Origin of the sequence: Desulfosarcina ovata subsp. ovata (assembly GCF_009689005.1) — a bacterium.
Taxonomy (GTDB): Bacteria; Desulfobacterota; Desulfobacteria; order Desulfobacterales; family Desulfosarcinaceae; genus Desulfosarcina; species Desulfosarcina ovata.
The window spans coordinates 2418719-2443171 of sequence record NZ_AP021879.1; the positions used below are offsets into that span (position 1 = coordinate 2418719).

A 24453-nucleotide genomic window follows, 5' to 3' on the forward strand; every position below is an offset into this window, starting at 1 on the left:
GGGATCAATTTTCCTGTGGCGCGGCTGCAGGATCAGAGACGTTCCCGCCGACGCGAATCATCAAGGCCACCTCATCGAGGATGCGGTGCGCCACGGCGGCCTTGTCCATCACATCCAAAGAAGCCTTGCGGCCGTCGGCGAAAAAAAGCGTCATGCGATTGGTGTCGGCGGCAAAGCCCGAGTCGGGCGGCCCGATCAAATTGGCGGCGATCATATCCAGGTTTTTGGCGGCCACCTTTTGCATCGCATAGGTCTCCATGTCGCGGGTCTCGGCGGCAAAGCCCACCAGGATCTGGCCGGCCCGTTTGCGCTGCCCGAGGGTCTTGAGGATGTCCGTGGTGCGCGTCAGGGCCAGTTGAATATCCCCGTCGCCCTTTTTAACCTTGTGGGCTTCACTGACCACCGGCCGGTAATCGGAAACCGCGGCCACCTTGATGATCACATCGGCCTGGTCCATGCGCGCGAACACCGCCTCGGCCATCTGGTCGACACTGACCACCGGCACCATCTCCACATTGAGCGGCGGGGCCAGGGCCACCGGTCCGCTCACCAGGGTGACGTCGGCACCGCGGTTTTCGGCGGCGCGGGCAATGGCGTAGCCCATCTTCCCGGATGAGGGATTGCTGATAAAGCGTACCGGGTCGATGGCCTCACGGGTGGGGCCGGCGGTCACCAGCACCCGTTTGCCGGCCAGGTCGTCGGGCGTCAGATAGCTGATCAGCCGATCGACGATCTCCTCGGGCTCGGGCAGCCGTCCCGGACCGCTGGTCTTGCAGGCCAGTTCGCCGACACCGGGCGCCAGGATCCGGCAGCCGTCGGCCGCCAGCTGTTCCAGGTTGCGCTGAGTGGCCGGGTGCTCGAACATGTTGGAATTCATCGAGGGGCAGATCATCACCGGGCAGGTGACGGCAAGCATGAAGGTGCTCAGGGCGTCATCGGCGATACCGCCGGCCATCTTGGCGACCATGTTGGCCGTGGCCGGCGCCACAACCACGGCCTGGGCCGCATCCGCCCAGGCGATATGCTGGATGGCGGCATCGTCCGTTTCGGCGAAAAGATCCAGGCAGACCGGGTTTTCCGAAAGCACGGCAAAGGTCGTGGGTCCCACGAAGCGGGCGGCACTGCCGGTCATGATCACCCGCACGCGGGCCCCCAGTTTCACCAGCCGCCGGAGCAGTTCCACACTTTTGTAGGCCGCGATTCCGCCGCAGACCCCCAGAACAATATTTTTGTTTTTCAGAAGGCTATTTTTCATCGGGTTGAACAGCCACCGCTGTCTCTTCCTCTTTGGTCACGATTGGGATCCGGATGCGTTGCAGCCGCCGGAGCGTCTGCTGTTGGAACAGCAGGTGAACCCACTGTCGGATGGTGGACGCCGCCGCCGGCCAGTCGGCCGGAACCGGCGGGATTTTCTCCAGCACCGCTGCCAGGGCCTCCCGGAGGTCGCTTCGGTCGGGATTCCCGGCCAGCAGATGGCGATAAATGCGGACCGCTTCGGCATATCGCCCCTGGCCGGCATGAATACGGGCCATGGTGCTCGTATAAAAGGGGTTGTTTTCTTCCGCTGTCATTTTACTTCTCCCGCCCAGCCATATCGGAACGGATGATAATCAGGTCATTTTTGCCGATCATGCCCAACTCATCCCGCGCCACCCGTTCAATGTAAACCGGATCGTTTTTCAGGCGGCCGATGGTATGGTACAGATCGACATTCTCTGCGGCAAGAGTCTCGTTTTCCGCCGCCATTGCCGCTTCACGCGCCCTGAGTCGCGACAGTTCGACCCGCCCCTTGTCGCCGAAAACGATCCACAACAGCAGATTGACCAGTACCAGGGCCGCAGCGCCAACCACACATTTGAACCCCAGGCTCATGATCGCGTCAGGCTCCTTTTCACCAATCCGGCCACCTTTTGCCATTCGGCAATTTTAAACAGCCAGGCGGCAGCGGCAAAAACGGCAACGCCGCCACCAATGGCCGCGCCGATGGCCACCAACAGGCGGATTACACCGGCGCTGCCCGCATCCGGGGCGACGGCCCGGCACACCCACACGGCAACGCCTGCCATCATGGCCGAAGCGGCCAGGGTTTTGAGGGTACTGACCCCGATCCGCCGCCAGCGGATGGCCCCCATCCGTTGCCGCAGCACATAGACCAGCAGAACCAGATTGATCATGGAAGCGAGCGATGTGGCCAACGCCAGTCCGCAGTGCTTCATGGGCCCCATGAGGGCCATGCCCAGAAGGATATTGGCGGCAATGGAGATCGTGGCCGTTTTGACCGGCGTACGGGTATCCTGCATTGCGTAGAAGGTGGATACCACGATCCGTACGGCAGAAAAGGCCCACAACCCCAGACAATAGTACAAAAGGGCATCGGAGGTCAATCGCGCGGTCCAGGCGTCGAAGGCCCCGCGCTTGAACAAAAGTACCACAATGGGGTACCGCAGGACAATCAGCCCCACCATGGCCGGGATGGTAATGAACAACACCAGGCTGATGGCGTGCCCGAAGGTATCGCCCATGCCGGCATGGTCGCCGCCGGCCGCCTGTCGCGACAAACTGGGCAGAACGGCCGTGGCCGCGGCCTGAGCAAAAATTCCCAGCGGAAACTGAACCAGGCGATCGGCATAATAAAGGTAGGAGACACTGCCTTCGGGCAGCAGGGAGGCCAAGAGCGTTCCCACCAGGATGTTGATCTGATAGACCGCCGCGCCGAAAATGGTGGGCAGCATGAGCAGGCCGACACGCCTCATGGCCGGGTGCCACAATCCTGATCGACGCCAGAAGCGCACCCCGTGTCGCACCAGGAAAGGCAGTTGCAGGGCCAACTGCAGAGCCCCGCCCAAAAGAACCCCGCCGGCCAGTCCCAGCACGCGCACGGTTTCCGAATCGGAAAAGCGCGAGACGGCGGCGATGGCACCGATCATGGCCAGGTTGAGCAGCACGGGCGCCACCGCGGGGGCGGCAAAATGGCCCAGGACGTTCAGGATCCCCATGCACAGGGCTACCAGCCCGATAAAGATCACATACGGAAACATCAAGCGCGTCAGGGTCACGGTCAGGGCCATCTTCTCCGGAAGATGGGAAAAACCGGGGGCCACCACGCGGATGATCCAGGGGGCGGCAACGACGCCGACCAGGGTCACTCCCAGCAGCACGAGGAAGAGGAGTTTCATGGCGCTGATCGCCAGGCGGATCCCCTCCTCACGGTCACCGTTGACCATCACATCGGTAAATACCGGAACAAAGGCGATACTCAGCGAGCCCTCGCCGAAAAGCCGGCGCAGCAGATTGGGGATCCGGAAAGCCGCGATGAAGGCATCCGCTGCCATTCCGGCCCCAAAAAAGGAAGCCACCACCATGTCGCGCACATAACCGAAAACGCGACTGAGCAGGGTGGCGGCACCAACGACCCCGGCAGCACGGGTGACCCTGCGGTTTTCCCTGCCGGCCGGGTTAGACGGATCCGAATTCATGAGTTCCCGCCCATCAATGAATCACACAAAAAACCTTGACTTACCCAAGTTTTTTGGCTATCAGGAAGTTTTGTATTTTCCAATTAATTTCCGAAAGGAGTAACAGAAGGTGGCAAACCATAAATCAGCATTGAAACGCGCCGTTCAGAACAACCGGCGGCGCCTGCGGAACAAGGCCGTTCAGACCCGGGTAAAAAACGCTGTCAAAGATGTGCGCCTCGCTGTGGCCGAAAACGCGGAAAACAGCATTGAGCGCCTCAACGCGGCCAAATCCGATATCGACAAAGCAGCCAAAAAAGGCGTCCTGCACAAAAAGACCGCCGCCCGCAAGATTTCCCGCCTGACCAAAATGATCAACGCCCAGCAGGCCTGATCCGGGCCGGCGACGACCGTCTTGATCCAACGGCAGCGCCGACGCGTTGCCGTTTGTATTTCGGTGGTCCGGCCGCAGCACCATCAGAAATTATCCGTCATCAGGCTGAAGGCGGCTTCAGCCAGTTTTTCCGAAACTTCGGCAATGGCCTCAGACTCGTTCTGATCCGTTGCCGTTTCATTTTCTTTCTCCACCGTATAGGCCTGTTGCTCAGACAGACTGCCCGAAGACCAAAAGGTCCGCCCGTCGGGCGTGACCAGGCGAAGGTTCAGCGTGCCGACCACCCGTTTTTCTACAGCGGTGGAGACGCTGGAACGGGAAATCGTGGTGGTGGACAGACTGATCGTGCCGGACAGAATCGCATCGGCCGAGGCCTTGTTCTTAGCGATCGCCGCCTCTCGCTTACGGGTGAACTCGTAAATCAAATCATTGGTAAAGATGCTCTCCACACCGCTTTCGGACGATCGGTTTTCCAGCATGGTGATGAATATCCGCGACACCCCGCCCGGAAAGCTGCCGCCACCGGAGAAATGATAGCCGCATGCGGTCAACACCACCACGCATGCGGCTGCCAGGATTTGCTTCCACCTGTTTTTCATAAATAGTTCCAATAAGTTAAACAACAACATTCACCAGTTTGTTTTTCACCGCAATGACCTTCTTAACCGGTTTTCCGCCGATAAACGCTGCGATCCGCTCATCGGCCAGGGCCGTCTGCTTGAGTGTTTCCGGGTCGGCATCCAGGGCGGCCGAAAAGCGGCTGCGCAGTTTGCCGTTGACCTGGATCACGATCTCGATTTCATCCTTGACCGTTGCCGCCTCATCAAAGGTCGGCCACGCGCACAGCAGCACGCTGCCCTCATGCCCCATGGCCTCCCACAGTTCGTCGCAGAAATGGGGAACGATGGGGGCGAGCAGCAGGACGGTGGTTTCCAGGGCGAAGCCCATGGTTGCCTTGGACGCCTCGTCCAGGTGGGCCGCATCATCCACAGCCTGCATGGCATTGACCAGCTCCATGACGGCGCTGATCACCGTGTTGAAGTGGAAGCGCTCTTCGATATCCTGGGTCACCCGTTTGACGGTTTCGTGGGTCTTGCGGTAGAGCTCCTTGAACGGGCCGTCCAGGGATTTGGGATCGGCGGATCTTCCGGCAGCGCCGTCAACCAGCGGCAGCCAGCGGTCGGCCAGACGCCAGACGCGCTGCAGAAAGCGGAAACTACCCTCGACGCCCTGTTCGCTCCACTCCAGATCCCGTTCGGGCGGTGCGGCGAACAGGCAAAACAGCCGGGTGGTGTCGGCGCCGTACTGGTCGAGCAACACATTGGGATCGATGACGTTCTTTTTCGATTTGGACATCTTCTCGACCCGGCCGACGGTCACCGCTTTGCCGCACTGGCTGCAGGTGCGGTCCGAACCGTCGCCATCGATCACCTGTTCGGGAAAAAGAAAACCGTGCTCGGGGCAGGCCGTGGTCTCCTTGCACACCATGCCCTGGGTCAACAGGCGCGTAAACGGCTCCTTGAAGTGGACCAGTCCCAGGGTTTCCAGCACGCGGGTGAAATAGCGCGAGTAGAGCAGGTGCAAGATGGCGTGCTCCACCCCGCCGATATACTGATCCACCGGCATCCAGTAGTCCACGGCCGCCGGATCGAACATGCCCGTTTCACAGCGCGGGCTGCAGTAGCGTTCGAAATACCAGGAAGACTCCACAAAGGTATCCATGGTGTCGGTCTCCCGGCGGGCGTCCTCGCGCCCGCATTTCGGGCAGCGGGTCCTGGCGAACGACTCCAGACCGGCCAGGGGCGACCGGCCGCCCTCCAGCAGGTCGGCCTCCTCGGGCAGCACGATGGGCAGGTCCGCCTCGGGCACCGGAACGATGCCGCAGTCGGGGCAGTGAATCATGGGAATCGGCGCGCCCCAGTAGCGCTGGCGGGAGATTCCCCAGTCGCGCAGGCGAAAACTGACCGTCTTCTTACCGATTCCGTTTTTATCCATGTACCCGGTGATGGCCTCAATGGCCTCGCGGTTGCCCTGACCATTGAAGTCGCCTGAGTTGACCATGGTGCCATCGGCGGTGTAGGCCGCCTCCATGGTGGCCCCGTCCAGGGTTTCGCCCGGCGGGCTGACCACGACGATGACGGGCAGGTCGTATTTGCGGGCGAAATCGAAGTCACGCTGATCGTGGGCCGGCACCGACATGACCGCACCGGTACCGTATTCCATGAGGGCGAAGTTGGCCGTGTAGACCGGCATGCGCCGTCCGTTCATGGGGTTGATGCAGTATGCGCCGGTAAAGACCCCTTCCTTTTCGTAGCTCTCGATGGCCTTGGAGGAACGGTCCTGCAGGGAAATGCGCTCGACAAACGCCGCCACCGCCGCTTCCTGGGCGGTTCCCGCGGCCAGTTCCGGCACCAGGGGGTGCTCCGGCGCCAGGCACATGAAGGTGGCCCCGAACACCGTGTCCGGACGGGTGGTGAAAACACTGATGATCGCGTCGCTGTTTTCCACGCCAAAGCGGATTTCGGCACCGACGCTTTTCCCGATCCAGTTGCGCTGCATGGTGGTGACCTTGTCAGGCCAGCCGGGCAGAAGGTCGCAGTGCACCAGGAGATCTTCGGCAAAATCGGTGATCTTGAAAAACCACTGCCACAATTTTTTCTGGCGCACCGGTTTGCCGCAGCGCCAGCACATGCCGGCCTCGACCTGTTCGTTGGCCAGCACGGTCTGGCACGGCTCACACCAGTTGACATAGGACTCCTTGCGGTAGGCCATGCCCCGCTCGACCATTTGAAGAAAGAGCCACTGTTCCCAGCGGTAGTATTCCGGCCGGCAGGTGGCCAGTTCGCGATCCCAGTCGTAGGAAAAGCCCATGCGTTTGAGCTGGGCCCGCATGGTGGCGATGTTTTCATAGGTCCATTGGGCCGGATGGGTGCGATTGGCAATGGCGGCGTTCTCCGCCGGCATGCCGAAGGCGTCCCAGCCCATGGGGTGCAGCACATTGAATCCGCGCATGCGTTTGTAGCGGGCCACCACGTCGCCGATGGTGTAATTTCTCACATGCCCCATGTGGATCTTGCCGGACGGGTAGGGAAACATTTCCAGCAGGTAGTATTTTTCGCGGCCCAAGGCCTCATTCACCTTGAACAACTGGTCGGCCTGCCAGCGGTCCTGCCATTTGGTTTCAATTGCCTGGGGTTGATAGCGTGAATCCATGAATCTTCCTATCTTCTTGCGAACATTGTCGATTTTGCTGGTTTCAAGAGTCCTCGTCATGCCATAAAGCCGGGTAAAGATCAAGAGCCGTTCCGGGCCCCGCCAGGGCAATCGCATTTAACTATTTATATTTACCATTTGGCATTGATTGAATCGGGGCGGTGGGTTTCCGATCAGAATACGTCCAAATGCAATCGCCCTGCGGCCTCCGCCTGCCTAAACCGGGCGGAATCGCGGTGCTTTTTTCGGAATTGTCCAAAATTCCGTTGACTTGCCCATAACAATTGATTATTCAAGCAAATTTAATAACCCGCAACCTTTAACAGGATACCAACCAGTAGCGAATGACCAGCAAAATTCTCATCAATGCAGTCGACCCCGAAGAAGTTCGCCTCGCCATCGTCAAGGAGAGCCGCCTGGAAGAATTTCACATCGAAAGCGCGGCCCGGGAAATCCTGCACAGCAGCGTCTACAAAGGCGTGATCACCCGCATCGAACCCAGCCTTCAGGCGGTCTTCGTGGACTTTGGGGCCGAGCGACACGGATTTCTGCAGAAGCAGGAAATCCACAGCGACTATTTCCAGGATCCACCGGCAACCGGCAACAGCATCCAGAACCTGGTCCGCCGCGGCCAGGAGCTGGTGGTCCAGGTGACCAAGGACCCGATCATGAAAAAAGGGGCCATGCTGACCACCTTCATCTCCCTGCCGGGCCGTTACGCCGTGCTGATGCCGGGAAGCAGCAGCCGCGGCATTTCCCGCAAAATCGAGGACGAAACCGAACGCAAACGGCTCAAAGAGATCGTGGACAAACTCAATCTGCCCGAAGGGTTCGGCATCATTATCCGCACCGCCGGCATGGGGTGTACCAAGACCATGCTGTCCAAGGATGTCCAGTACCTGCTGCGCCTGTGGAACAACATCACCAGCATGGCGGTCAACGCCCCTGCGCCGTCCGCGCTCTACAAGGACCGCAACCTGGCCGTACGCTCCATTCGGGACCACTTCACCCCGGACATCAAAGAGATCCTGATCGACGATGAAGCGGTTCACCAGGAAGTCAAGAACTTCGTCAAAATCATCTCCCCCAAACAGACCGGCATCGTCAAGCTGCACAAATCCGACAAACCGATCTTCACCCGTTTCCAGCTGGAAGATCAGATCGCCACCATTTTCAACAACCGGGTCACGCTCAAATCGGGCGGTTCGGTGGTCCTTGAACGTACCGAGGCTCTGGTTGCCATTGACGTCAATTCCGGTAAAGGAACCCAGAAAAAAAACATCGAAGAGACCGCCCTGATGACCGACCTCGAAGCGGCGGCGGAAATCGCCCGTCAGCTGCGCATCCGCGATTTGGGGGGATTGATCGTGATCGACTTCATTGACATGCGCGAGCAGAAGCACCGCAACCAGGTGGAAAAGGCCCTGCGCACCGCCATGAAACAGGACCGCGCCAGGGTTAAAATCGGGAAAATTTCCAAATTCGGCCTGCTGGAGCTCTCCCGCCAGCGGTTGCGCCCCTCCATCGATTTCGGTAGCATGCAGACCTGCACCCACTGCGGCGGCAAGGGGCAGGTACCGTCGGCGGAATCCCTGGGACTGAGCTTTCTGCGCAAACTCAAGCTCGACACCCTGAAAGAGGATGTCCGCCAGGTCTCCGCCCGGCTTCCCGCAGCGGTGGCCAACTACCTGCTCAACCGCAAACGCAAGGAACTGAATGATCTGGAATCCAAACGGGACGTGATCATCACCATTGTCGCCCGGGACGATCTGATCCCCGGGCAGGTGGAGGTCACCTACGATAAAAAGACCAAGGCCGTCGAGAATCCGCCCGCACAGGCATAAGATGTGACCAACGCCGCCCTTCCCAAGAACCATTTGACGGGACGGGTGATTTACAGTATATCTGCGCCACTTTCGACGATCGCCAATCAAACCCGAAACCGATTTTCCGGTACGGGTCTGAAATATCCTATGAGGAGGTTTTGATACCGATGAATATCGCTTTTGCAATGGGACAGGGAGCTGCTGGTGGAGGAGCATCAGGAGGGTTCGCATCGTTCGTTCCCCTGATCCTCATGTTTGTCATTTTTTACTTTCTGCTGATTCGCCCCCAACAGAAAAAAACCAAGGAGCACCGGCAGATGATCGACAATCTCAAAACCGGTGACCGCATCGTCACATCCGGCGGCCTGCACGGCCGGATTACCGGTGTTGCCGAAAACGCCCTGACCGTGGAAATCGCCGAGAAGGTGCGCGTCAAGGTGAACCGGGGCAGCGTCTCCGCACTGGTCCAGACCGGCTCGCCCCAGGCAGCCACCAAAAAGGACAAGAAAGCCGACAACGGCAACGCTTGAACTCCAACCGCTCTCCCTTTTTCAATTTAAAAAGCCCCATTGTCACCGGAATCTTTCCCCGCGTCGATTCGCAGGCCGTCCTGCTGTCCGCAGCGGATTGAATCGGCAGCTGGGGCTTTGGCGTGTGGATATTGAAAGGAAACAACGTTGAAGAATCTTTCGTGGAGACTCATCGTGATTGCCGCGGTAATCCTGGCCGCCGTGATTTATGTGATACCGACCTTCCGGCCCGGTATTTGGCCCCATAAGAAAATAAACCTGGGGTTAGATCTGCAAGGCGGCATGCACCTGGTACTGGAAGTGGAAGCCGACAAGGCGGTAGAGAACACCGTCGAACGGCTGGCCCAGGAGATGCGCGACATGCTCCGCAAAGAGCACATCCGCACCCTCGCTTTCGAACGGGTGGAAGGCATCAAAATTGCCGTCAAAGTGCCCGATGAGACCAATATCGCCAGTTTCGACGACCTGCTGGACAAGGAGTTCCGCGACGTCCGGGTGGCCGATCGGACGGTCAAGGACGGAGTTCTGGATATCGTGCTCGACCTGCCCGACAAGGAGATCGAACGCATCCGCCAACTGGCGGTCGCCCAGGCCCTGGAGACCATCCGCAACCGGATCGACCAGTTCGGGGTCAGTGAGCCGGACATCCGCATCCAGGGCGAACAACGCATCCTGGTCCAGCTGCCGGGCATCAAGGATACCCAGCGGGCCAAGGATTTGATCGGGAAAACGGCCCTGCTGGAGTTCAAACTGGTTGACGAGACCCACGATGTCCAGTCTGCCCTGGACGGGAACGTTCCCGCCTCCAGCGAGATCCTTTACGAAACCAAGGAAGATCCGGCCACCCGCCGGACTCAGAAAATCCCGTTCCTGGTGAAAAAACGCACGGCCCTGACCGGCGCCTACCTGACCGATGCCAGGGTACAGATCGACAGCCAGTACAACGAACCCTACGTCTCGATCACCTTCGACAAAAAAGGGGCCCGCCTCTTCGAGCGCATCACGGCGGAGAATGTCAAAAAGCGGCTGGCCATCGTACTGGACGGCAATGTCTACTCCGCACCGGTGATCCAGGAAAAAATCGCCGGCGGTGAAGCCCGCATCACCGGCAGTTTCACCACCAACGAAGCCCGCGACCTGGCCATCGTGCTGCGTGCCGGCGCCCTGCCCGCGCCGGTCCAGATCCTGGAAGAGCGTACCGTGGGGCCCTCTCTGGGAACCGACTCCATTCGCATGGGGCTGCTCTCCATGTGTGTGGGCGGCATTCTGGTGGTGCTGTTCATGGCCGTCTACTACAAAGCGTCCGGGCTGATCGCCGATTTCGCCCTGATCCTCAACATTTTGCTCATTGCCGGCGGCCTGGCCATCTTCGGTGCCACCCTGACCCTGCCCGGCATCGCCGGCATCATTCTGACGATCGGCATGGCGGTGGATGCCAACGTACTGATTTTTGAGCGCATCCGAGAGGAAATGGGCCTGGGCAAAACGCCCCGGGCCGCTGTCGATGCCGGCTACGACCGGGCCACACTGACCATTCTGGATGCCAATGTCACCACATTGATCGCAGCATTGGTGCTGTTTCAGTTCGGGACCGGGCCGGTCAAGGGCTTTGCCGTCACCCTGAGCCTGGGTGTGGTGGCCAGCCTGTTCACCGCCCTGGTGCTCACCCGCGCCGTATTCGATTATGTTCTGATCCATCGGAAAATTCGCACCATCAGCATTTAACGCCAGGTGTCCCGAACCGTCCGGATGCGCAAAACCACCATCGAGGAACCGATTCATGCAGTTTATCAAACCCGGTATCAATATCGACTTTGTCGGCAAACGCAAAATCGCCTTCACCATCTCCCTGCTGTTGATCGCCGTCAGCATCGTCACCCTGATCGTGAACCAGGGGCCCCGCTACGGTATCGACTTTGCCGGCGGCACCCTGGTCCAGGTGAAGTTTGCGAAAGCGGTCACCATCGACCGCATCAAGAGCGGCCTGGAAACTATTGACATGACCGCTTCGGCCGTGCAGCAGTTCGGTCATGCGGCCGACCACGAATATCTCATTCGCACCGACACCGCCACCACCGCCGTGGAGGGGTTGGCCGAGAGAATCGAGACGGGCCTCAAGGCATCCACCGGCGTGGACGCCGAGACTCGACGCGTGGAGATGGTCGGTCCCCAGGTGGGCAAGGATCTGCGCGAAAAAGCGCTCTTTGCCATGTTCTACTCACTGCTCTTCATCACCGTCTATATTTCGGGACGCTTTGAAATGAAATGGGGCAAAAGCGCCATCGTGGCTGCCGCCATCATGGCCGCGGTCTACCTGCTCTCGCTGTTCAACGTGTCGATTCCCTTTCTCATGCTGGCCGCCCTGATCGTCTCACTGGTCGTTTTCTGGTTTTTCGAATTCAAATATGCCATGGGCGCCATCGTGGCACTGATTCATGACGTGACGATCACCGTGGGGGTGTTTTCGATTTTCGACAAGGAGTTCACCCTGCCCATCGTGGCCGCACTGCTGACCATCATCGGCTACTCCCTGAACGACACGATCATCGTCTTCGACCGGATTCGTGAAAACCTGCGTAAATATCACAAAGAGCCGATGATGACGATCTTGAACAAGAGCGTGAACGAGACCCTGAGCCGCACCATTCTCACTTCGGGTACCACCTTGATCGTGGTGATCGCCCTGTTTGTCCTGGGAGGCGGTATTATCCACGATTTCTCCTTCGCACTGCTGGTCGGCGTGATGGTCGGAACCTATTCATCTGTTTATGTGGCCAGTCCGATTCTGCTGGCCTGGCAGAACCGGAGAAAATAGATGTCGGAGCTGCGGCCCTGGTTCGCCCTCAAAAGCGTCCCCGGGGTTGGCAATCTGCTGTATCGGCGGCTGGTGGAGCACTTCGGTTCTCCTCAGGATGTTTTGAACGCCGAACCGGCAGCCCTTACGGCGGTTCAAGGGGTGTCCCCCCGCCTGGCCGCCAGCATTGTCCGCCACCGAACACCCGATGCGGTCTCGGATGCGATTGAACGCGAGTTGGCGTCCGTCCGCCAAAAGAGCTACCGGATCGTGACCCTGACGGACGCCGGATACCCCCCGCTGTTACGCCAGATCCCCGATCCGCCACCTTTTCTTTACGTTTACGGCACCCTGCGGGAAGGCGGGCTGAACATCGCCATGGTCGGATCGCGCAACGCCACGGATTACGGAATCGCCACCACCCGCCGTCTGGCCATGGATCTGGCCCGGCAACAGGTCTGCATCGTCAGCGGAATGGCCCGGGGGGTGGACACCGCCGCCCACAACGGTGCCATTGCCGCCGGTGGGAACACCATTGCCGTGCTGGGAACCGGTCTGGCGCGGATCTATCCGCAAGAAAACGAACGGCTGTTCCACCGCATCGCCGAAAACGGTGCCGTGATCAGCGAATTCGCTCTGCACAGCGGTCCCGATGCCCACCATTTTCCCGCCCGCAACCGGATCATCAGCGGGATGAGCCATGGTACGGTGGTGGTGGAGGCCACCGGACGCAGCGGCTCCCTGATCACCGCGCGCCTGGCCGCCGAACAGAACCGGGACGTCTTCGCCGTTCCCGGTAACGTGCATTCGTTTAAGAGTGTGGGCACCCACAGCCTGATCAAACAGGGCGCCAAACTGGTGGTTCACGCCGGGGATATTATGGACGAGTTTAGCCATCTCGGGCATTCCGCACCGGCCACCCCGTCGACGGCGGCAGCACCGTGTGTGGAGTTGACGAACGAGGAGGCCATGGTTATGGATAAGCTCGACGCCGAGCCGGTGCATATCGATGACCTGGCCCGCAAGCTGGCCCTGCCGGTAGGGCGCCTCTCCGGCCTGCTGCTTCAACTGGAAATCAAGGGGGCGGCCCATCAGACACCCGGCAACCGTTTCTGCCGGGTGCCCGGCATCCGCTGGCGGCCCGGAAAAACACGCAACAACAACCAAGAGGTAAGCAGTGAGTAAACCCCTGGTGATCGTAGAGTCACCCACGAAAGTCCGAACCATTAAAAAGTATCTGGGCAACGACTACAACGTCGCCGCCACCGTCGGGCATATCAAGGATCTTCCCAGCAAAAACCTGGGGATTGATATCGAGAAGGATTTCACCCCCCAATATCGCACCATTCCCGGAAAATCCAAGGTCCTCAGCCAGTTGAAGTCCGCTGCCGGGGACACCACGGATATCTATCTGGCCCCTGACCCGGACCGGGAAGGGGAAGCCATTGCCTGGCATACGGCCGAGGTGCTCAAAAAGAAAGGCCGCCGGTTTCACCGGGTGCTGTTTCACGAACTGACCAAAAAGGCCATTCTCGAATCGATGCAGGCGGCCCAGGATCTGGACCGCCACAAATACGAGGCCCAGCAGGCTCGCCGCATCCTGGACCGCCTGGTGGGCTACCAGATCTCGCCGCTGTTGTGGCGCAAGGTCAAGGGCGGCCTCAGCGCCGGCCGGGTGCAGTCGGTGTCCGTGCGCATCATCTGTGATCGCGAACGGGCCATCCAGGCCTTCGAGCCGGTCGAATACTGGTCGATCACGGCCAGCCTGAAGGGCAGCCAGCCGCCCGCCTTTGACGCCAAACTGGCCCGCAAGAACGGCAAAAAAATCGAAATTCCCGACGAAGCCGCCGCCACGGCGATCTTGCGGGATCTGGAAAATGCCCCGTTTGTACTGGACAAAATCGTCAAACGCACCACCCGGCGCAACCCCCTGCCCCCGTTCATCACCAGCAAACTGCAGCAGGAGGCGATCCGCAAACTGCGATTTTCGGCCAAAAAGGCCATGATGATCGCCCAGCAGCTCTACGAAGGGATCGATCTGGGACCTGGTGAGCCGGTCGGCCTGATCACCTATATGCGAACCGACTCCACGCGCATCGCCGACGAGGCCGCCCAGGAAGCCCTTCAGCTCATCACCGAGCGGTTCGGACCGAATTATTCCAACGGAAAACCGCGTTTTTTCAAGAACAAGAACAAGGCCCAGGATGCCCACGAGGCCATCCGGCCCACCTCGGTCTACCATACGCCGGAAAAGCTGAAACCTTACCTGTCCAAGGACCAGATGGCCCTGTACACCATGATCTGGCAACGTTTCATGGCCTCGCAGATGGCCCAGGCCCTGATCGACCAGAAGACCCTCTCCATCGTCGCCGGCGACTACACCTTTACCGCCAGCGGTTCTTCGGTGAAGTTTGCCGGGTTCCTGGCCGTCTACCAGAGCGCCGATGATGACGCCGAACGCAGCAAGGGCAGCCAGACCCTACCCGAACTCGAGGAAAAATCGGTCCTGACGCCACTGGGCATCGTGCCCAAACAGCACTTCACCCAGCCGCCGCCCCGTTTTTCGGAAGCCTCGCTGGTCAAGGAACTGGAGGAGAACGGCATCGGCCGGCCGAGCACCTATGCCGCCATTCTCTCCACCATTCGTGACAAGGGCTATGTGGAACTGCTTAAGGGCTATTTCCGGCCCACCGAGCTAGGCTTCATCGTCAACGATCTGCTGATCGCCAGCTTCCCGGAGATTCTCGATGTGGAGTTCACCGCCCGCATGGAAAACGACCTGGACCGCGTGGAACAGGCCGAGGTGGAATCCCTGGCCATCCTCAACCAGTTTTACGGCCCCTTCAGCAAAAAACTGGCCGAAGCTGTTGAAGGCATGCTCAGCGTCAAGGGTGTGGGCATGCCCACGGGCCTGACCTGTCCCCTGTGCAAGAAAAACCCCTTGCGCATCAAAATGGGCAAGAACGGCCATTTTCTGGCCTGCTCCGGTTATCCGGAGTGTACCTACTCCAGTGATTACGAGCGGGATGAAAAAGGCGTTATCGCCCCGGTGGCACCGGTTCAGAGCGAAGCTACGGACAAGGTGTGCGACAAATGCGGCAAGCCCATGGTGATCAAACGCGGGCGCTACGGCGACTTTCTGGCCTGCAGCGGGTATCCGGAATGCAAACACACCCAGTCGCTCAACGGCGGCGGCAGCGCCAAAGCCACCGGCGTGCCCTGCCCACAGCCGGGTTGCGACGGCGAAATCGTGGAAAAATCGTCCAAGCGGGGCAAGATTTTTTACGGCTGCAACCGATACCCGGAGTGCAGTTTCGCCAGCTGGGACAAGCCGGTGGCCAAGGCCTGTCCCGCCTGCGGCAACGCCTACATGGTCGAAAAGACCACCAAGCGGGACGGCACCATGATCGTCTGCCCCAACCGGGAATGCAAGCACAAGGAGCCAGCGGGTGAAGGCGATGGCAAATAATCCGCCGCAAGGCCGTTGGCGTTGATAGATTTTAAACCAACCCACGTAGGTGACCAGTGACAAATCGTTCCCACATCGGCACGATCAGCGCCGAGATGAACCTGGAGGCGGCACGGATCGACGCCGTGGCGCAATTGCTCGCAGACGGGGCCACTGTGCCCTTCATTTCCCGCTACCGCAAGGAGGCCACCGGCAGCCTGGACGAGGTGGCCGTGGCCACCATCCGTGACCGATTGACCCAGTTGCAGGATCTGGACAGCCGCCGGGAGACGATCCTCGGCTCCCTGGAGCAGCACGGCCATCTGACCGACGAACTCAAGGATCAGGTCCTGGCCGCCGGGACCATGACCGAACTGGAGGACATCTACCTGCCCTACCGGCCCAAACGCCGCACCCGCGCCACCATCGCCCGCGAAAAGGGGCTGGAACCGCTGGCCACTGCCATTTTCGAACAGGCCGGCAGCGATCCGGAAGCCCTGGCCGCGGACTATGTGGATGCGGAAAAAGATGTCGCGACAATCGAGGATGCCCTGGCCGGTGCCCGTGATATCATTGCCGAAACCATCAACGAGGATCAGCAGGCCCGCTCCCGGGTGCGCGATCTTTTCTTTGAAAAGGCAGTGATTCGCAGTCAGGTGGTTGCCGGAAAGGAAACCGAGGGCGCCAAGTACAAGGACTATTTCGAATGGTCGGAACCGGTGTCCACGGCCCCCTCCCACCGCATCCTGGCCATGCGCCGCGGTGAGAAGGAAGATATCCTGAGCCTCTCCATCGCCCCCGAGGCCGAGCCGGCCATCGCCATCCTGGAAACGCTTTTCATCAAGGGCGACGGCCCTGATTCCGGGCAGGTACGCCTGGCGGCCCAGGATGCCTACAAACGCCTGCTCTCCCGATCCATGGAGACCGAGGTGCGCGTAAGCCTCAAGGAGCACGCCGATGCCGAAGCGATCCGCGTTTTTGCCGACAACCTGCGCCAATTGCTGCTCGCCTCGCCCCTGGGGGCCAAACGGGTGATGGGCATCGACCCGGGCTATCGCACCGGTTGCAAGATCGTCTGCCTGGACCGCCAGGGCAAACTGCTGCACAACGACACCATCTATCCCCACGGATCGGAGCGTCAGGCCGAGGCCGCCGCCCAGACCGTCCGGAATCTGTGCCAAAAATTCGCGATCGAGGCCGTGGCCGTGGGCAACGGCACGGCCGGCCGGGAAACCCAGGCCTTTGTGGAAAAAACCATCGATGCCAAAACCCTGCCGGTGATCATGGTCAACGAGAGCGGCGCCTCGATCTACTCGGCCTCGGAAATCGCTCGCCAGGAGTTCCCCGACTATGATCTGACCGTGCGCGGGGCGGTCTCCATCGGCCGCCGCCTGATGGATCCGCTTTCGGAACTGGTCAAGATCGACGCCAAATCCATCGGCGTGGGCCAGTACCAGCACGATGTGGATCAGTTCGCCCTCAAGAGCGCCCTGGACGACGTGGTGGTCAGTTGCGTCAACGGCGTGGGGGTGGCGGTCAACCAGGCCAGTGTCCAGCTGCTCACCTACGTTTCCGGCCTGGGACCGAAGTTGGCCAAAAACATCGTCGCCTATAGAGACGAAAACGGCGCCTTCGCCAGCCGCGACACCCTGAAAAAAGTCAAGCGGCTGGGACCCAAGGCCTTCGAACAGTGCGCCGGCTTCCTGCGCGTTAAAAACGGCGACAACCCGCTGGATGCCAGTGCGGTCCATCCGGAAAGCTACGCCGTGGTCCAGCGCATGGCCGACGATCTGGGCTGTACGGTGGCCGATCTGATCAACGACGCCGGCCTGCGTAAAAAAATCGACCTGAAACGCTACGTGACCGACAGCGTGGGCCTGCCGACCCTTACCGACATCCTGGAGGAGCTGGCCAAACCGGGCCGGGACCCGCGCGAGCCCTTCGAACATTTCGCCTTTGACGAAAACGTTGCCACCATCCAGGATCTCCAGCCGGGCATGAAGCTGCCCGGCATCGTCACCAATGTGACCAATTTCGGCGCCTTTGTGGATGTGGGCGTGCATCAGGACGGCCTGGTGCACATCAGCGAGCTTTGCGACCGGTTCGTCAAAAACCCGGCCGACGTGGTCAGCGTGCAGCAGAAAGTCACCGTCAGCGTGCTGGAGGTGGACCTGCCGCGCAAGCGTATCTCGCTTTCCATGCGCAGCCGACCGGGTGAAAAGCCGGCGCCCAAGAAAAAAGCGGCGCCGGCCGGCAAAAAGCGACCGGCCGATCGCGCCCCCCGGGGAAAGGGCAGCGGCAAGCCAGCCGGCCCCAAGCCGTTTAACAACCCCTTTGCCGAGGCCTTTAAAAATGCGAACCGGCGATAAACGGAGCCGATCATGATCGCGGTGGTACAACGGGTTACCCGAAGCAACGTCACGGTGGACGGATCGCTGGTGGGATCCATTGGACCGGGCCTCAACGTGCTTCTCGGTGTGGCCAACGGCGACGACGAGACGGACGTCAACTACCTGGCACCCAAAATCGCCAATCTGCGCATCTTCGAAGACGATGCCGGCAAAATGAACCGCTCGCTGATCGACACGGGCGGTGGGATGCTGGTGGTCTCCCAGTTCACCCTTTTGGGAGACTGCCGCAAAGGCCGGCGCCCCTCCTTTGTCCATGCCGCCGAGCCGAAACGGGCCAGACCCCTCTACCGCGCCTTTGTCGACCGGGTACGCGCGCTGGGGGTCGATGTCGCCACCGGCCGCTTCGGCGCCATGATGCAGGTAACCATCGAAAACGACGGTCCGGTCACCCTGCTGGTGCAGAGCCGCTAAGTGGTCCTGTTCGTAAATACGGTGACGCACCGAGTTTGCCGAGGCGCCCGGCGCACAAGGCGCGAGAAGCGTCAATAGCAGCGCTATCTTGTTAAAGATTCTGGCTTCTCAAAGTACCACTGCCACATGAGGCCAAAACCTATCCCGAAGGCATCATCAAAAGGTACCTGAAAATCCTCATATTTAACCTCGCAAAAGGCATATAGTTGTTCCCAAATATTGACTCCGAGCATGCTTTGTCCTGAAACGCTATCATGGCGGTATTCATTCAATGGGTTATCGACGTCTATGTCACACCATGTACTGGAAAAGCAGTTTACCCGCCCGATACTAAATGGAATTTTTAGGTAAGGAGAAATCATCCACCAGTTATGTCCTTGCCGACCATCCGTGCGAGCCAGATAGACGGTAATGTCAAAAGTTGCATGGATTCTATTAAGAAACTTGCTCATACCTCCAAAAGTTCTGGCACCTCGCCAACGGAAGCCGAAATAACAGCGATCATCCGTAAAGGAATCTATATTATATTCCATGGCCACATCAAACATATGCAGGACAACGTTATCCTCGGCAATACCAAATGTGTTCAAAGGCTTGAATAGGTCGAAACTTCCGCAATGGTTTTTCAGATGGGTTTCATCGTGACCATGGTCACCCGTAAAATCAATGAACCCATAAAGCTCCAAGTCAAATGGCAAATTGTTGGTTTCAAATTCAGGCGTCAATGTGACAAATTCTCTTTCTATGTCATATTGATAAGAAATGTTAGACCACCAAAACTGTCTCGCTTGATCCTCAGCGCTCCCAATCTCTTTAAAAACAAAAAGCGCTAAAACGGTAATGGCCAGAAACCATACAAAATATTTGCCCATGTAGATTGCCTCCGTGATTCCCCTTTTGTGCCTACCGATTCGATATGGATGTATGCCCAGCGTGGCGCACGTTGCGATGGGAACGTCCACGCTCACACACTGGGTGTGTGTGTGTGTGTGTGTGTCGCAAACCTGGACGTGCGATACATTTTCCACTACGTCTCTATTGTTGGGCATACATCCAGCGAGATGCGTGCCAAAAAATATTTACTATTAATACAAATGGGTTAGAAAAATAATTGACAAGTTTTATCATTTACGCCAAAAATTTTTGTCATATATGATATTTTTCCGATTTTATGTCACATGCGACAGATATGGGGAGGGGAGCTGTGACCATTAATGATATGGAGTTCTTCCACCAAGCGTCCAAACGAATCTGCGGTACCCTTAACGCAAAAACCATGCTGGCAGATATCCGCAAGTATATTGAGAACTTCATGCCCGCTGAAAGCCTGGATTTAAATACATACGAGCCGGAAAACCGGATGCTTCGCAATATTGCTTCTGCAAGTATCTATCCCGAAACGCCATTGCGTTATCCGGCCAAGTTATCCAAAGAAGCCGCACTATTTGTTGAAACAGGTCGTTATGGCCCGGTGGTTAGCATGATTAACCGGTCGGAAATGCAACCAGTTGCAAAACAGGTTGAATTGGAAGCCAAACAGCATCCCCTTTGCTTTTTGTTGCTACACCTGAAAATAGCCGGAAAAAGTTTCGGTGAACTTGTGATTTCAGCGCGGGGACGAGACTTGTTTCGCAAAGAACACGCTCGCTTGCTGGAACTCTTACACGATCCTTTTTCCATTGCCATTGCAAACATCTTAAAGCACCAGGAAGTCCTGCGCCTACAGAAGAAGCTATCCGATGACTACCGCTACTTGGCCAGCGAGTTACGCCAGATTTCAGGAGCCGAAGTCATTGGTGAAGAGTATGGATTAAAACCCATCATGGAAATGGTTCGCCAAGTGGCCCCATTGGATAGCCATGTGTTGCTCTTGGGCGAGACCGGTGTGGGCAAGGAGGTCATCGCCAATGCAATTCACTATTCTTCGCTGCGGCACAGCGGTCCACTAATAAAAGTCAATTGTGGCGCGTTACCCGAAAACCTGATTGACAGCGAACTCTTCGGTCATGAAAAGGGGTCTTACACTGGCGCCGGAACAACACGCCGAGGACGGTTTGAAAGGGCTCATGGTGGCACGGTCTTTCTCGACGAAATTGGCGATCTTCCCCTTTCTGCACAAACACGGCTTTTACGCGTCATTCAGGACAGAACCATTGAGCGGGTTGGAGGCAGGGACCCAATCAAGGTGGATATTCGTATCATTTCCGCCACACACAGGGACCTGCAGCAGATGGTCCTTGAAAAATCCTTCAGAGAAGATTTGTGGTTCCGCCTCAACGTGTTTCCCATAACGATCCCGCCGCTGCGACATCGAAAAGCCGATATCCCGGCTCTGGTCAAGCACTTCGTCCAAAAAAAGTGCCGCGAGATGAGAATTCGAACTCATCCGACGATCTCGCCGATTCAAATGGAAAAACTAATAAAACATGATTGGCCTGGGAATGTGAGGGAGTTGGAGAATTCAATTGAGAGGGCGCTCATGCACGCTTTAGCTGGTGCTCCCAATGGGAGACTCATTTTTGATGATATCAGCAGGCCGCATCGGCAAGGCCAGCCTCTATGCCCCAATCTCGAACAAGACGTGCTAACCCTGGATGAAGTGATGCGGAATCATATCGAAAAGGTTCTCTTGTTGTGTAACAACAGAATCAATGGCCCAAATGGAGCTGCCGGCCGTTTAGGCGTAAACCCCAGTACACTCAGGCATCGCATGCGCAAACATGGCATCGCGTTCGGAAAAAGAAGAAAATCAACAGAAAATTAGCTTTACCTTGTCCCAAATTTGGATTGACTGCAGATAGATTGAGAGTATCTCAGAGCCTGTTTGATAAATCCGTCTAAGGCCCGCTAACGGCGTTGGAAAGTGTCTCAAAATGCTCACATATTACCTATATGCTCCGCTTTCGAGCCACTTTTTTTCATAAAGGTAGCTGAATACCAAAGCGTTTCATCCGGTTCCAGACCGTCACGCGGGTAACCCCCAAAATCTTGGCCGCAGCCGTCCGATTGCCGCCGGTTTGCTGCAGCGCGGTGATTAACTGCCGGCGTTGGGTCTCTTCCCGGCTCTGCCCCGGCTCGTGTCTCGGGGCGGATATCGATCCCTGCCCCACGATATTGGGTGGGAAATGGTAGTATTCCAAGCGGTTTTCATGGCAGGTCACGCAGGCGTATTCGAAAGCACTTTTCAGTTCGCGTACATTTCCGGGCCAGGGGTAGTTCGCCAAGAGTGCCATGGCCTCGGGGCTGACGGCAGGGATGGTTTTGCCGGTTTTCAAACCGATCCCTTTGAGAAAGCTCTCGGCCAGCAGGGGGATATCTTCGAGCCGCTCCCTCAATGGGGGGACCCAGATCGGGATAACGTTGATACGGTAGAACAGGTCCTTACGAAAGGCACCTTCGGCGACCATGGCGTCGAGATTCCGATGGGTCGCGGAAATAATCCGCACGTCGATGGGCATCGGTTGATTGGACCCTACCCGTTCGACCACTTTTTCCTCGAGCACGCGTAGCAGCTTGACCTGAATGTGGGGTGGCAGGTCGCCGATTTCGTCGATAAAAATTTCCCCGTGGTGGGCCGCTTCGAATCGCCCTTCGCGATCCCGGAACGCGCCGGTGAAGGCGCCCTTGACATGGCCGAACAGTTCGCTTTCCAAAAGGGACTCATTCAGGGCGGCACAGTTGACCTTGACGAAAGGTTTGGCTTTCCGGATGCCCACGTCGTGGATGGCGCGGGCCACCAGTTCCTTGCCGGTACCGCTCTCCCCCAGGATGATGACCGGTGCGTCCGACCGTGCGGCGTTACGCACCAGTTCGAAAACCCGGCTGATCGCGGGCGACGCCCCCAGGATGCCGCTGAAACCGTCTTCTTGATGCAGCTCCTGGCGGAAGGCCTGTATCTGATCTTCACGTCGTACCAGTTCGGTTACATCGGTCAAGGTTTCCACGGCACCGATAACCTTGCCCGTGGCCCCATGGAGAAGCGAAGCATTTTTAATGACGTGGACCGGGCGGCGGTCCTTGCGTATCAACGTGCAGCGGTTGGCGTCGATGCGGCCGGTGCGAAACAAGTTACACCAACTTCGGTCCTCGGGGTCATGCGCCGCTTGACAGATATCGCAATGCAGCAACTGACAACTCTGGCCGATGGCTTCCGAGCGGCGGTAGCCGGTGATCGTCTCGAACGCACGGTTGACCGAAATAATTTGCCCCATTCGGTCGACGATCATGATACCGTCCCGGATCGTATTAACAACGGTCTTCCAATGAAAATTCAGATCCTCTTCTCGCATGCGGGCCCCCGTTAAAACTTAACATCCGTTAAAATTTTTTTAACGTCTTTTACACCTGTTTGAACGACTTGGCAACCCGTCAAGAAACGCTTCCCATATTCCCCTAGCCCGTTATTCCTGAAATATTGACAGGTATTGGGCCCCTTTGTGGCCCGTCGGGTTTCCTGGCACCATTATTGATAGATATAACAGACATGATACAGGCGCACAAACCGTAATGAATAATGGAAACAAGTCTAAAACAGGAAGGAAAATTCACATGGAAAAAACGGATGTATTGATTGTAGGTGGCTCTGCTGCCGGTCTTATGGCCGGATTGACCGTTAAACGGCGCTATCCGGAAAAAAAGGTAACGATTATGCGCAAGGCCAGCAAAACGCCGGTGCCTTGCGGGATTCCATACATCTACGGCACATTGAAGGCGGTTGAAAAAAACAATATGCCGGACGAAGGCTTTATCAAACAGGGCCTCCAGCTGAACACGCTGGCTGTGGAATCGATTGATCGGGGAAACAAGACCGCCGACCTGGCCGACGGCACCCGCATTGCCTACGACAAATTGATCCTGGCCACCGGATCCTACCCGGCGATGCCCCCCATCCCCGGAATGCAAACCGGCAATGTCTTCGGCATCAAAAAAGAACCCGAATACCTCCAAAATATCCAGAAAGCCCTGGAATCCTCCCGCCATGTGGTCGTTATCGGCGGCGGCTTCATCGGGGTGGAAATGGCCGAACAGATCGCCAAAATGGCGCAGGCCGGCAGCCATGACGAACCGGTCAACATCAGCCTGATCGAGATGTTGCCCAACTGCCTGATGATGGCCTGCGAACAGGAATTCTGTATTGATGCCGAAAGGGAACTATCCGAGATGGGCATCAATGTCATGACCAACGCCCAGGTTCAGGCGATCCAGGGCAATGGCAAGGTCACCGGTGTTCAACTGGCATCAGGGGAGACGATTCCGGCAGACGCCGTTGTCGTCGGTATCGGTGTTACGCCCAATATCGATCTGGCCCGGCAGATCGGTCTGGAAGCCGATCCTCGCATGGGCATTAAAGTGGACGCTTACATGCGCACCGATGACCCGGATATTTTCGCCGCCGGCGACTGCGCCGCCAAGTTTTCCTTCTTCGACGGTCAGCCCACGGGCATTCGTCTGGCCTCGGTGGCCGCAAGCGAGGGCATGATCGCGGCCAGCAACCTCTATCACCCCCTTCGCAAGTGCATGGGGGCCGTAGGGGCTTTCGGAACAACGGTGGGCAATAGCTCCATCGGAGCCGCGGGCCTGACCACCAAAGCCGCCGATGCCGCCGACATCCCCTATGTGGTCGGTGAGGCGGTCTTCCCCAACCGCCATCCCGGCAGCCTGCCGGGCTGCGTCGCCAACATGAAGGCCAAACTCCTGTTTAGCAGGGACACCGGCAAAATCATTGGCGGGCACGTGCGGGGGGGAGAATCCACCGCGGATATGGTCAACATCGTCGCCGCTGCAATCCAGGGCGGGCTCACGGCCGAAGAACTGGCCACCATGCAGTATGCCACGCATCCTCTCCTGACGGCGTCCCCTCTAGGGTATCACGTAATGCTGGCCGCCGAAAATGCGTCGGTCAAGATGAGTGACAACCGGCCGTCCCAACAGTAAGAATCCGGACTCTGAATGGCTGGCTCCTGGATTCTCG

19 protein-coding genes are annotated in these 24453 nt (G+C 58.2%); 11 read left to right on the top strand and 8 right to left on the bottom strand.

Annotated elements, in window-relative coordinates; genetic code table 11:
• Window positions 1-4: 4 nt before the first annotated feature.
• From coaBC to murJ, 4 genes are read right to left on the bottom strand one after another with little or no spacing between them, the layout of a single operon-like run.
• Window positions 5-1255, bottom strand: a complete 1251-nt coding sequence (gene coaBC / locus GN112_RS10950; protein ID WP_155310248.1) for a bifunctional phosphopantothenoylcysteine decarboxylase/phosphopantothenate--cysteine ligase CoaBC — start codon at window positions 1253-1255, stop codon at window positions 5-7.
• Window positions 1245-1571 carry a tetratricopeptide repeat protein gene (locus GN112_RS10955; RefSeq protein WP_155310249.1) on the bottom strand — a complete coding sequence of 109 codons (327 nt, stop codon included), beginning with the start codon at window positions 1569-1571 and terminating at the stop codon, window positions 1245-1247. Before GN112_RS10955 ends, coaBC begins: the two co-directional genes overlap by 11 nt.
• 1 nt (window position 1572) lies before the next feature.
• Window positions 1573-1872, bottom strand: a complete 300-nt coding sequence (locus GN112_RS10960; protein WP_162458874.1) for a septum formation initiator family protein — start codon at window positions 1870-1872, stop codon at window positions 1573-1575.
• Window positions 1869-3476, bottom strand: coding sequence for a murein biosynthesis integral membrane protein MurJ (gene murJ, locus GN112_RS10965; RefSeq protein WP_155310251.1), 1608 nt, complete (start codon window positions 3474-3476; stop codon window positions 1869-1871). Before murJ ends, GN112_RS10960 begins: the two co-directional genes overlap by 4 nt.
• 109 nt (window positions 3477-3585) lie before the next feature.
• Between murJ and rpsT the strand changes: the two genes are divergently transcribed.
• A complete protein-coding gene (gene rpsT / locus GN112_RS10970; protein ID WP_155310252.1) occupies window positions 3586-3849 on the top strand; it encodes a 30S ribosomal protein S20 in 264 nt (87 codons plus the stop codon).
• 83 nt (window positions 3850-3932) lie between these two features.
• On the opposite strand, the gene lptE is transcribed toward rpsT, so the two are convergent.
• Both lptE and leuS read right to left on the bottom strand, forming a co-directional pair.
• Window positions 3933-4448 (bottom strand): LPS assembly lipoprotein LptE, encoded by a 516-nt coding sequence (gene lptE, locus GN112_RS10975; RefSeq protein ID WP_162458875.1) that lies wholly within the window; start codon window positions 4446-4448, stop codon window positions 3933-3935.
• 16 nt (window positions 4449-4464) lie between these two features.
• Window positions 4465-7062: a leucine--tRNA ligase gene (gene leuS / locus GN112_RS10980; RefSeq protein WP_155310254.1), complete on the bottom strand. Its 2598-nt coding sequence runs from the start codon at window positions 7060-7062 to the stop codon at window positions 4465-4467.
• Between the two features lie 344 nt (window positions 7063-7406).
• On the opposite strand from leuS, the gene GN112_RS10985 reads away from it, so the two are divergent.
• From GN112_RS10985 to dtd, 8 genes are all read left to right on the top strand, one after another.
• The gene (locus GN112_RS10985; RefSeq protein WP_155310255.1) at window positions 7407-8906 is read left to right on the top strand and encodes an Rne/Rng family ribonuclease; all 1500 of its coding nucleotides are present in this window, start codon (window positions 7407-7409) and stop codon (window positions 8904-8906) included.
• 149 nt (window positions 8907-9055) lie between these two features.
• Complete coding sequence (gene yajC, locus GN112_RS10990) at window positions 9056-9418, top strand: preprotein translocase subunit YajC (protein WP_155310256.1); 363 nt, start codon at window positions 9056-9058, stop codon at window positions 9416-9418.
• A gap of 174 nt (window positions 9419-9592) precedes the next feature.
• Window positions 9593-11143, top strand: coding sequence for a protein translocase subunit SecD (gene secD, locus GN112_RS10995; protein ID WP_331457520.1), 1551 nt, complete (start codon window positions 9593-9595; stop codon window positions 11141-11143).
• A 55-nt stretch (window positions 11144-11198) separates the two neighbouring features.
• Window positions 11199-12233 (top strand): protein translocase subunit SecF, encoded by a 1035-nt coding sequence (secF, locus tag GN112_RS11000; RefSeq protein ID WP_155310258.1) that lies wholly within the window; start codon window positions 11199-11201, stop codon window positions 12231-12233.
• A complete protein-coding gene (dprA, locus tag GN112_RS11005) occupies window positions 12234-13397 on the top strand; it encodes a DNA-processing protein DprA (protein ID WP_155310259.1) in 1164 nt (387 codons plus the stop codon).
• Entirely contained in the window at window positions 13390-15681 is a 2292-nt protein-coding gene (topA, locus tag GN112_RS11010) for a type I DNA topoisomerase (protein ID WP_155310260.1), read from the top strand. The genes dprA and topA overlap by 8 nt, the downstream gene beginning before the upstream one ends.
• A gap of 56 nt (window positions 15682-15737) precedes the next feature.
• A complete protein-coding gene (locus GN112_RS11015; protein WP_331457521.1) occupies window positions 15738-18029 on the top strand; it encodes a Tex family protein in 2292 nt (763 codons plus the stop codon).
• Window positions 18030-18041: 12 nt separating this feature from the next.
• The gene (gene dtd / locus GN112_RS11020; protein WP_155310261.1) at window positions 18042-18482 is read left to right on the top strand and encodes a D-aminoacyl-tRNA deacylase; all 441 of its coding nucleotides are present in this window, start codon (window positions 18042-18044) and stop codon (window positions 18480-18482) included.
• Window positions 18483-18565: 83 nt separating this feature from the next.
• On the opposite strand, the gene GN112_RS11025 is transcribed toward dtd, so the two are convergent.
• Window positions 18566-19354, bottom strand: a complete 789-nt coding sequence (locus GN112_RS11025) for a hypothetical protein (protein ID WP_155310262.1) — start codon at window positions 19352-19354, stop codon at window positions 18566-18568.
• 332 nt (window positions 19355-19686) lie between these two features.
• Here GN112_RS11025 and GN112_RS11030 point away from each other — a divergent pair, with 332 nt between their 5' ends.
• Window positions 19687-21246, top strand: a complete 1560-nt coding sequence (locus tag GN112_RS11030) for a sigma-54 interaction domain-containing protein (RefSeq protein WP_155310263.1) — start codon at window positions 19687-19689, stop codon at window positions 21244-21246.
• 154 nt (window positions 21247-21400) lie between these two features.
• On the opposite strand, the gene GN112_RS11035 is transcribed toward GN112_RS11030, so the two are convergent.
• Complete coding sequence (locus GN112_RS11035; RefSeq protein WP_155310264.1) at window positions 21401-22771, bottom strand: sigma-54 interaction domain-containing protein; 1371 nt, start codon at window positions 22769-22771, stop codon at window positions 21401-21403.
• A gap of 259 nt (window positions 22772-23030) precedes the next feature.
• Here GN112_RS11035 and GN112_RS11040 point away from each other — a divergent pair, with 259 nt between their 5' ends.
• Entirely contained in the window at window positions 23031-24416 is a 1386-nt protein-coding gene (locus GN112_RS11040; RefSeq protein ID WP_155310265.1) for an FAD-dependent oxidoreductase, read from the top strand.
• Window positions 24417-24453: the final 37 nt, after the last annotated feature.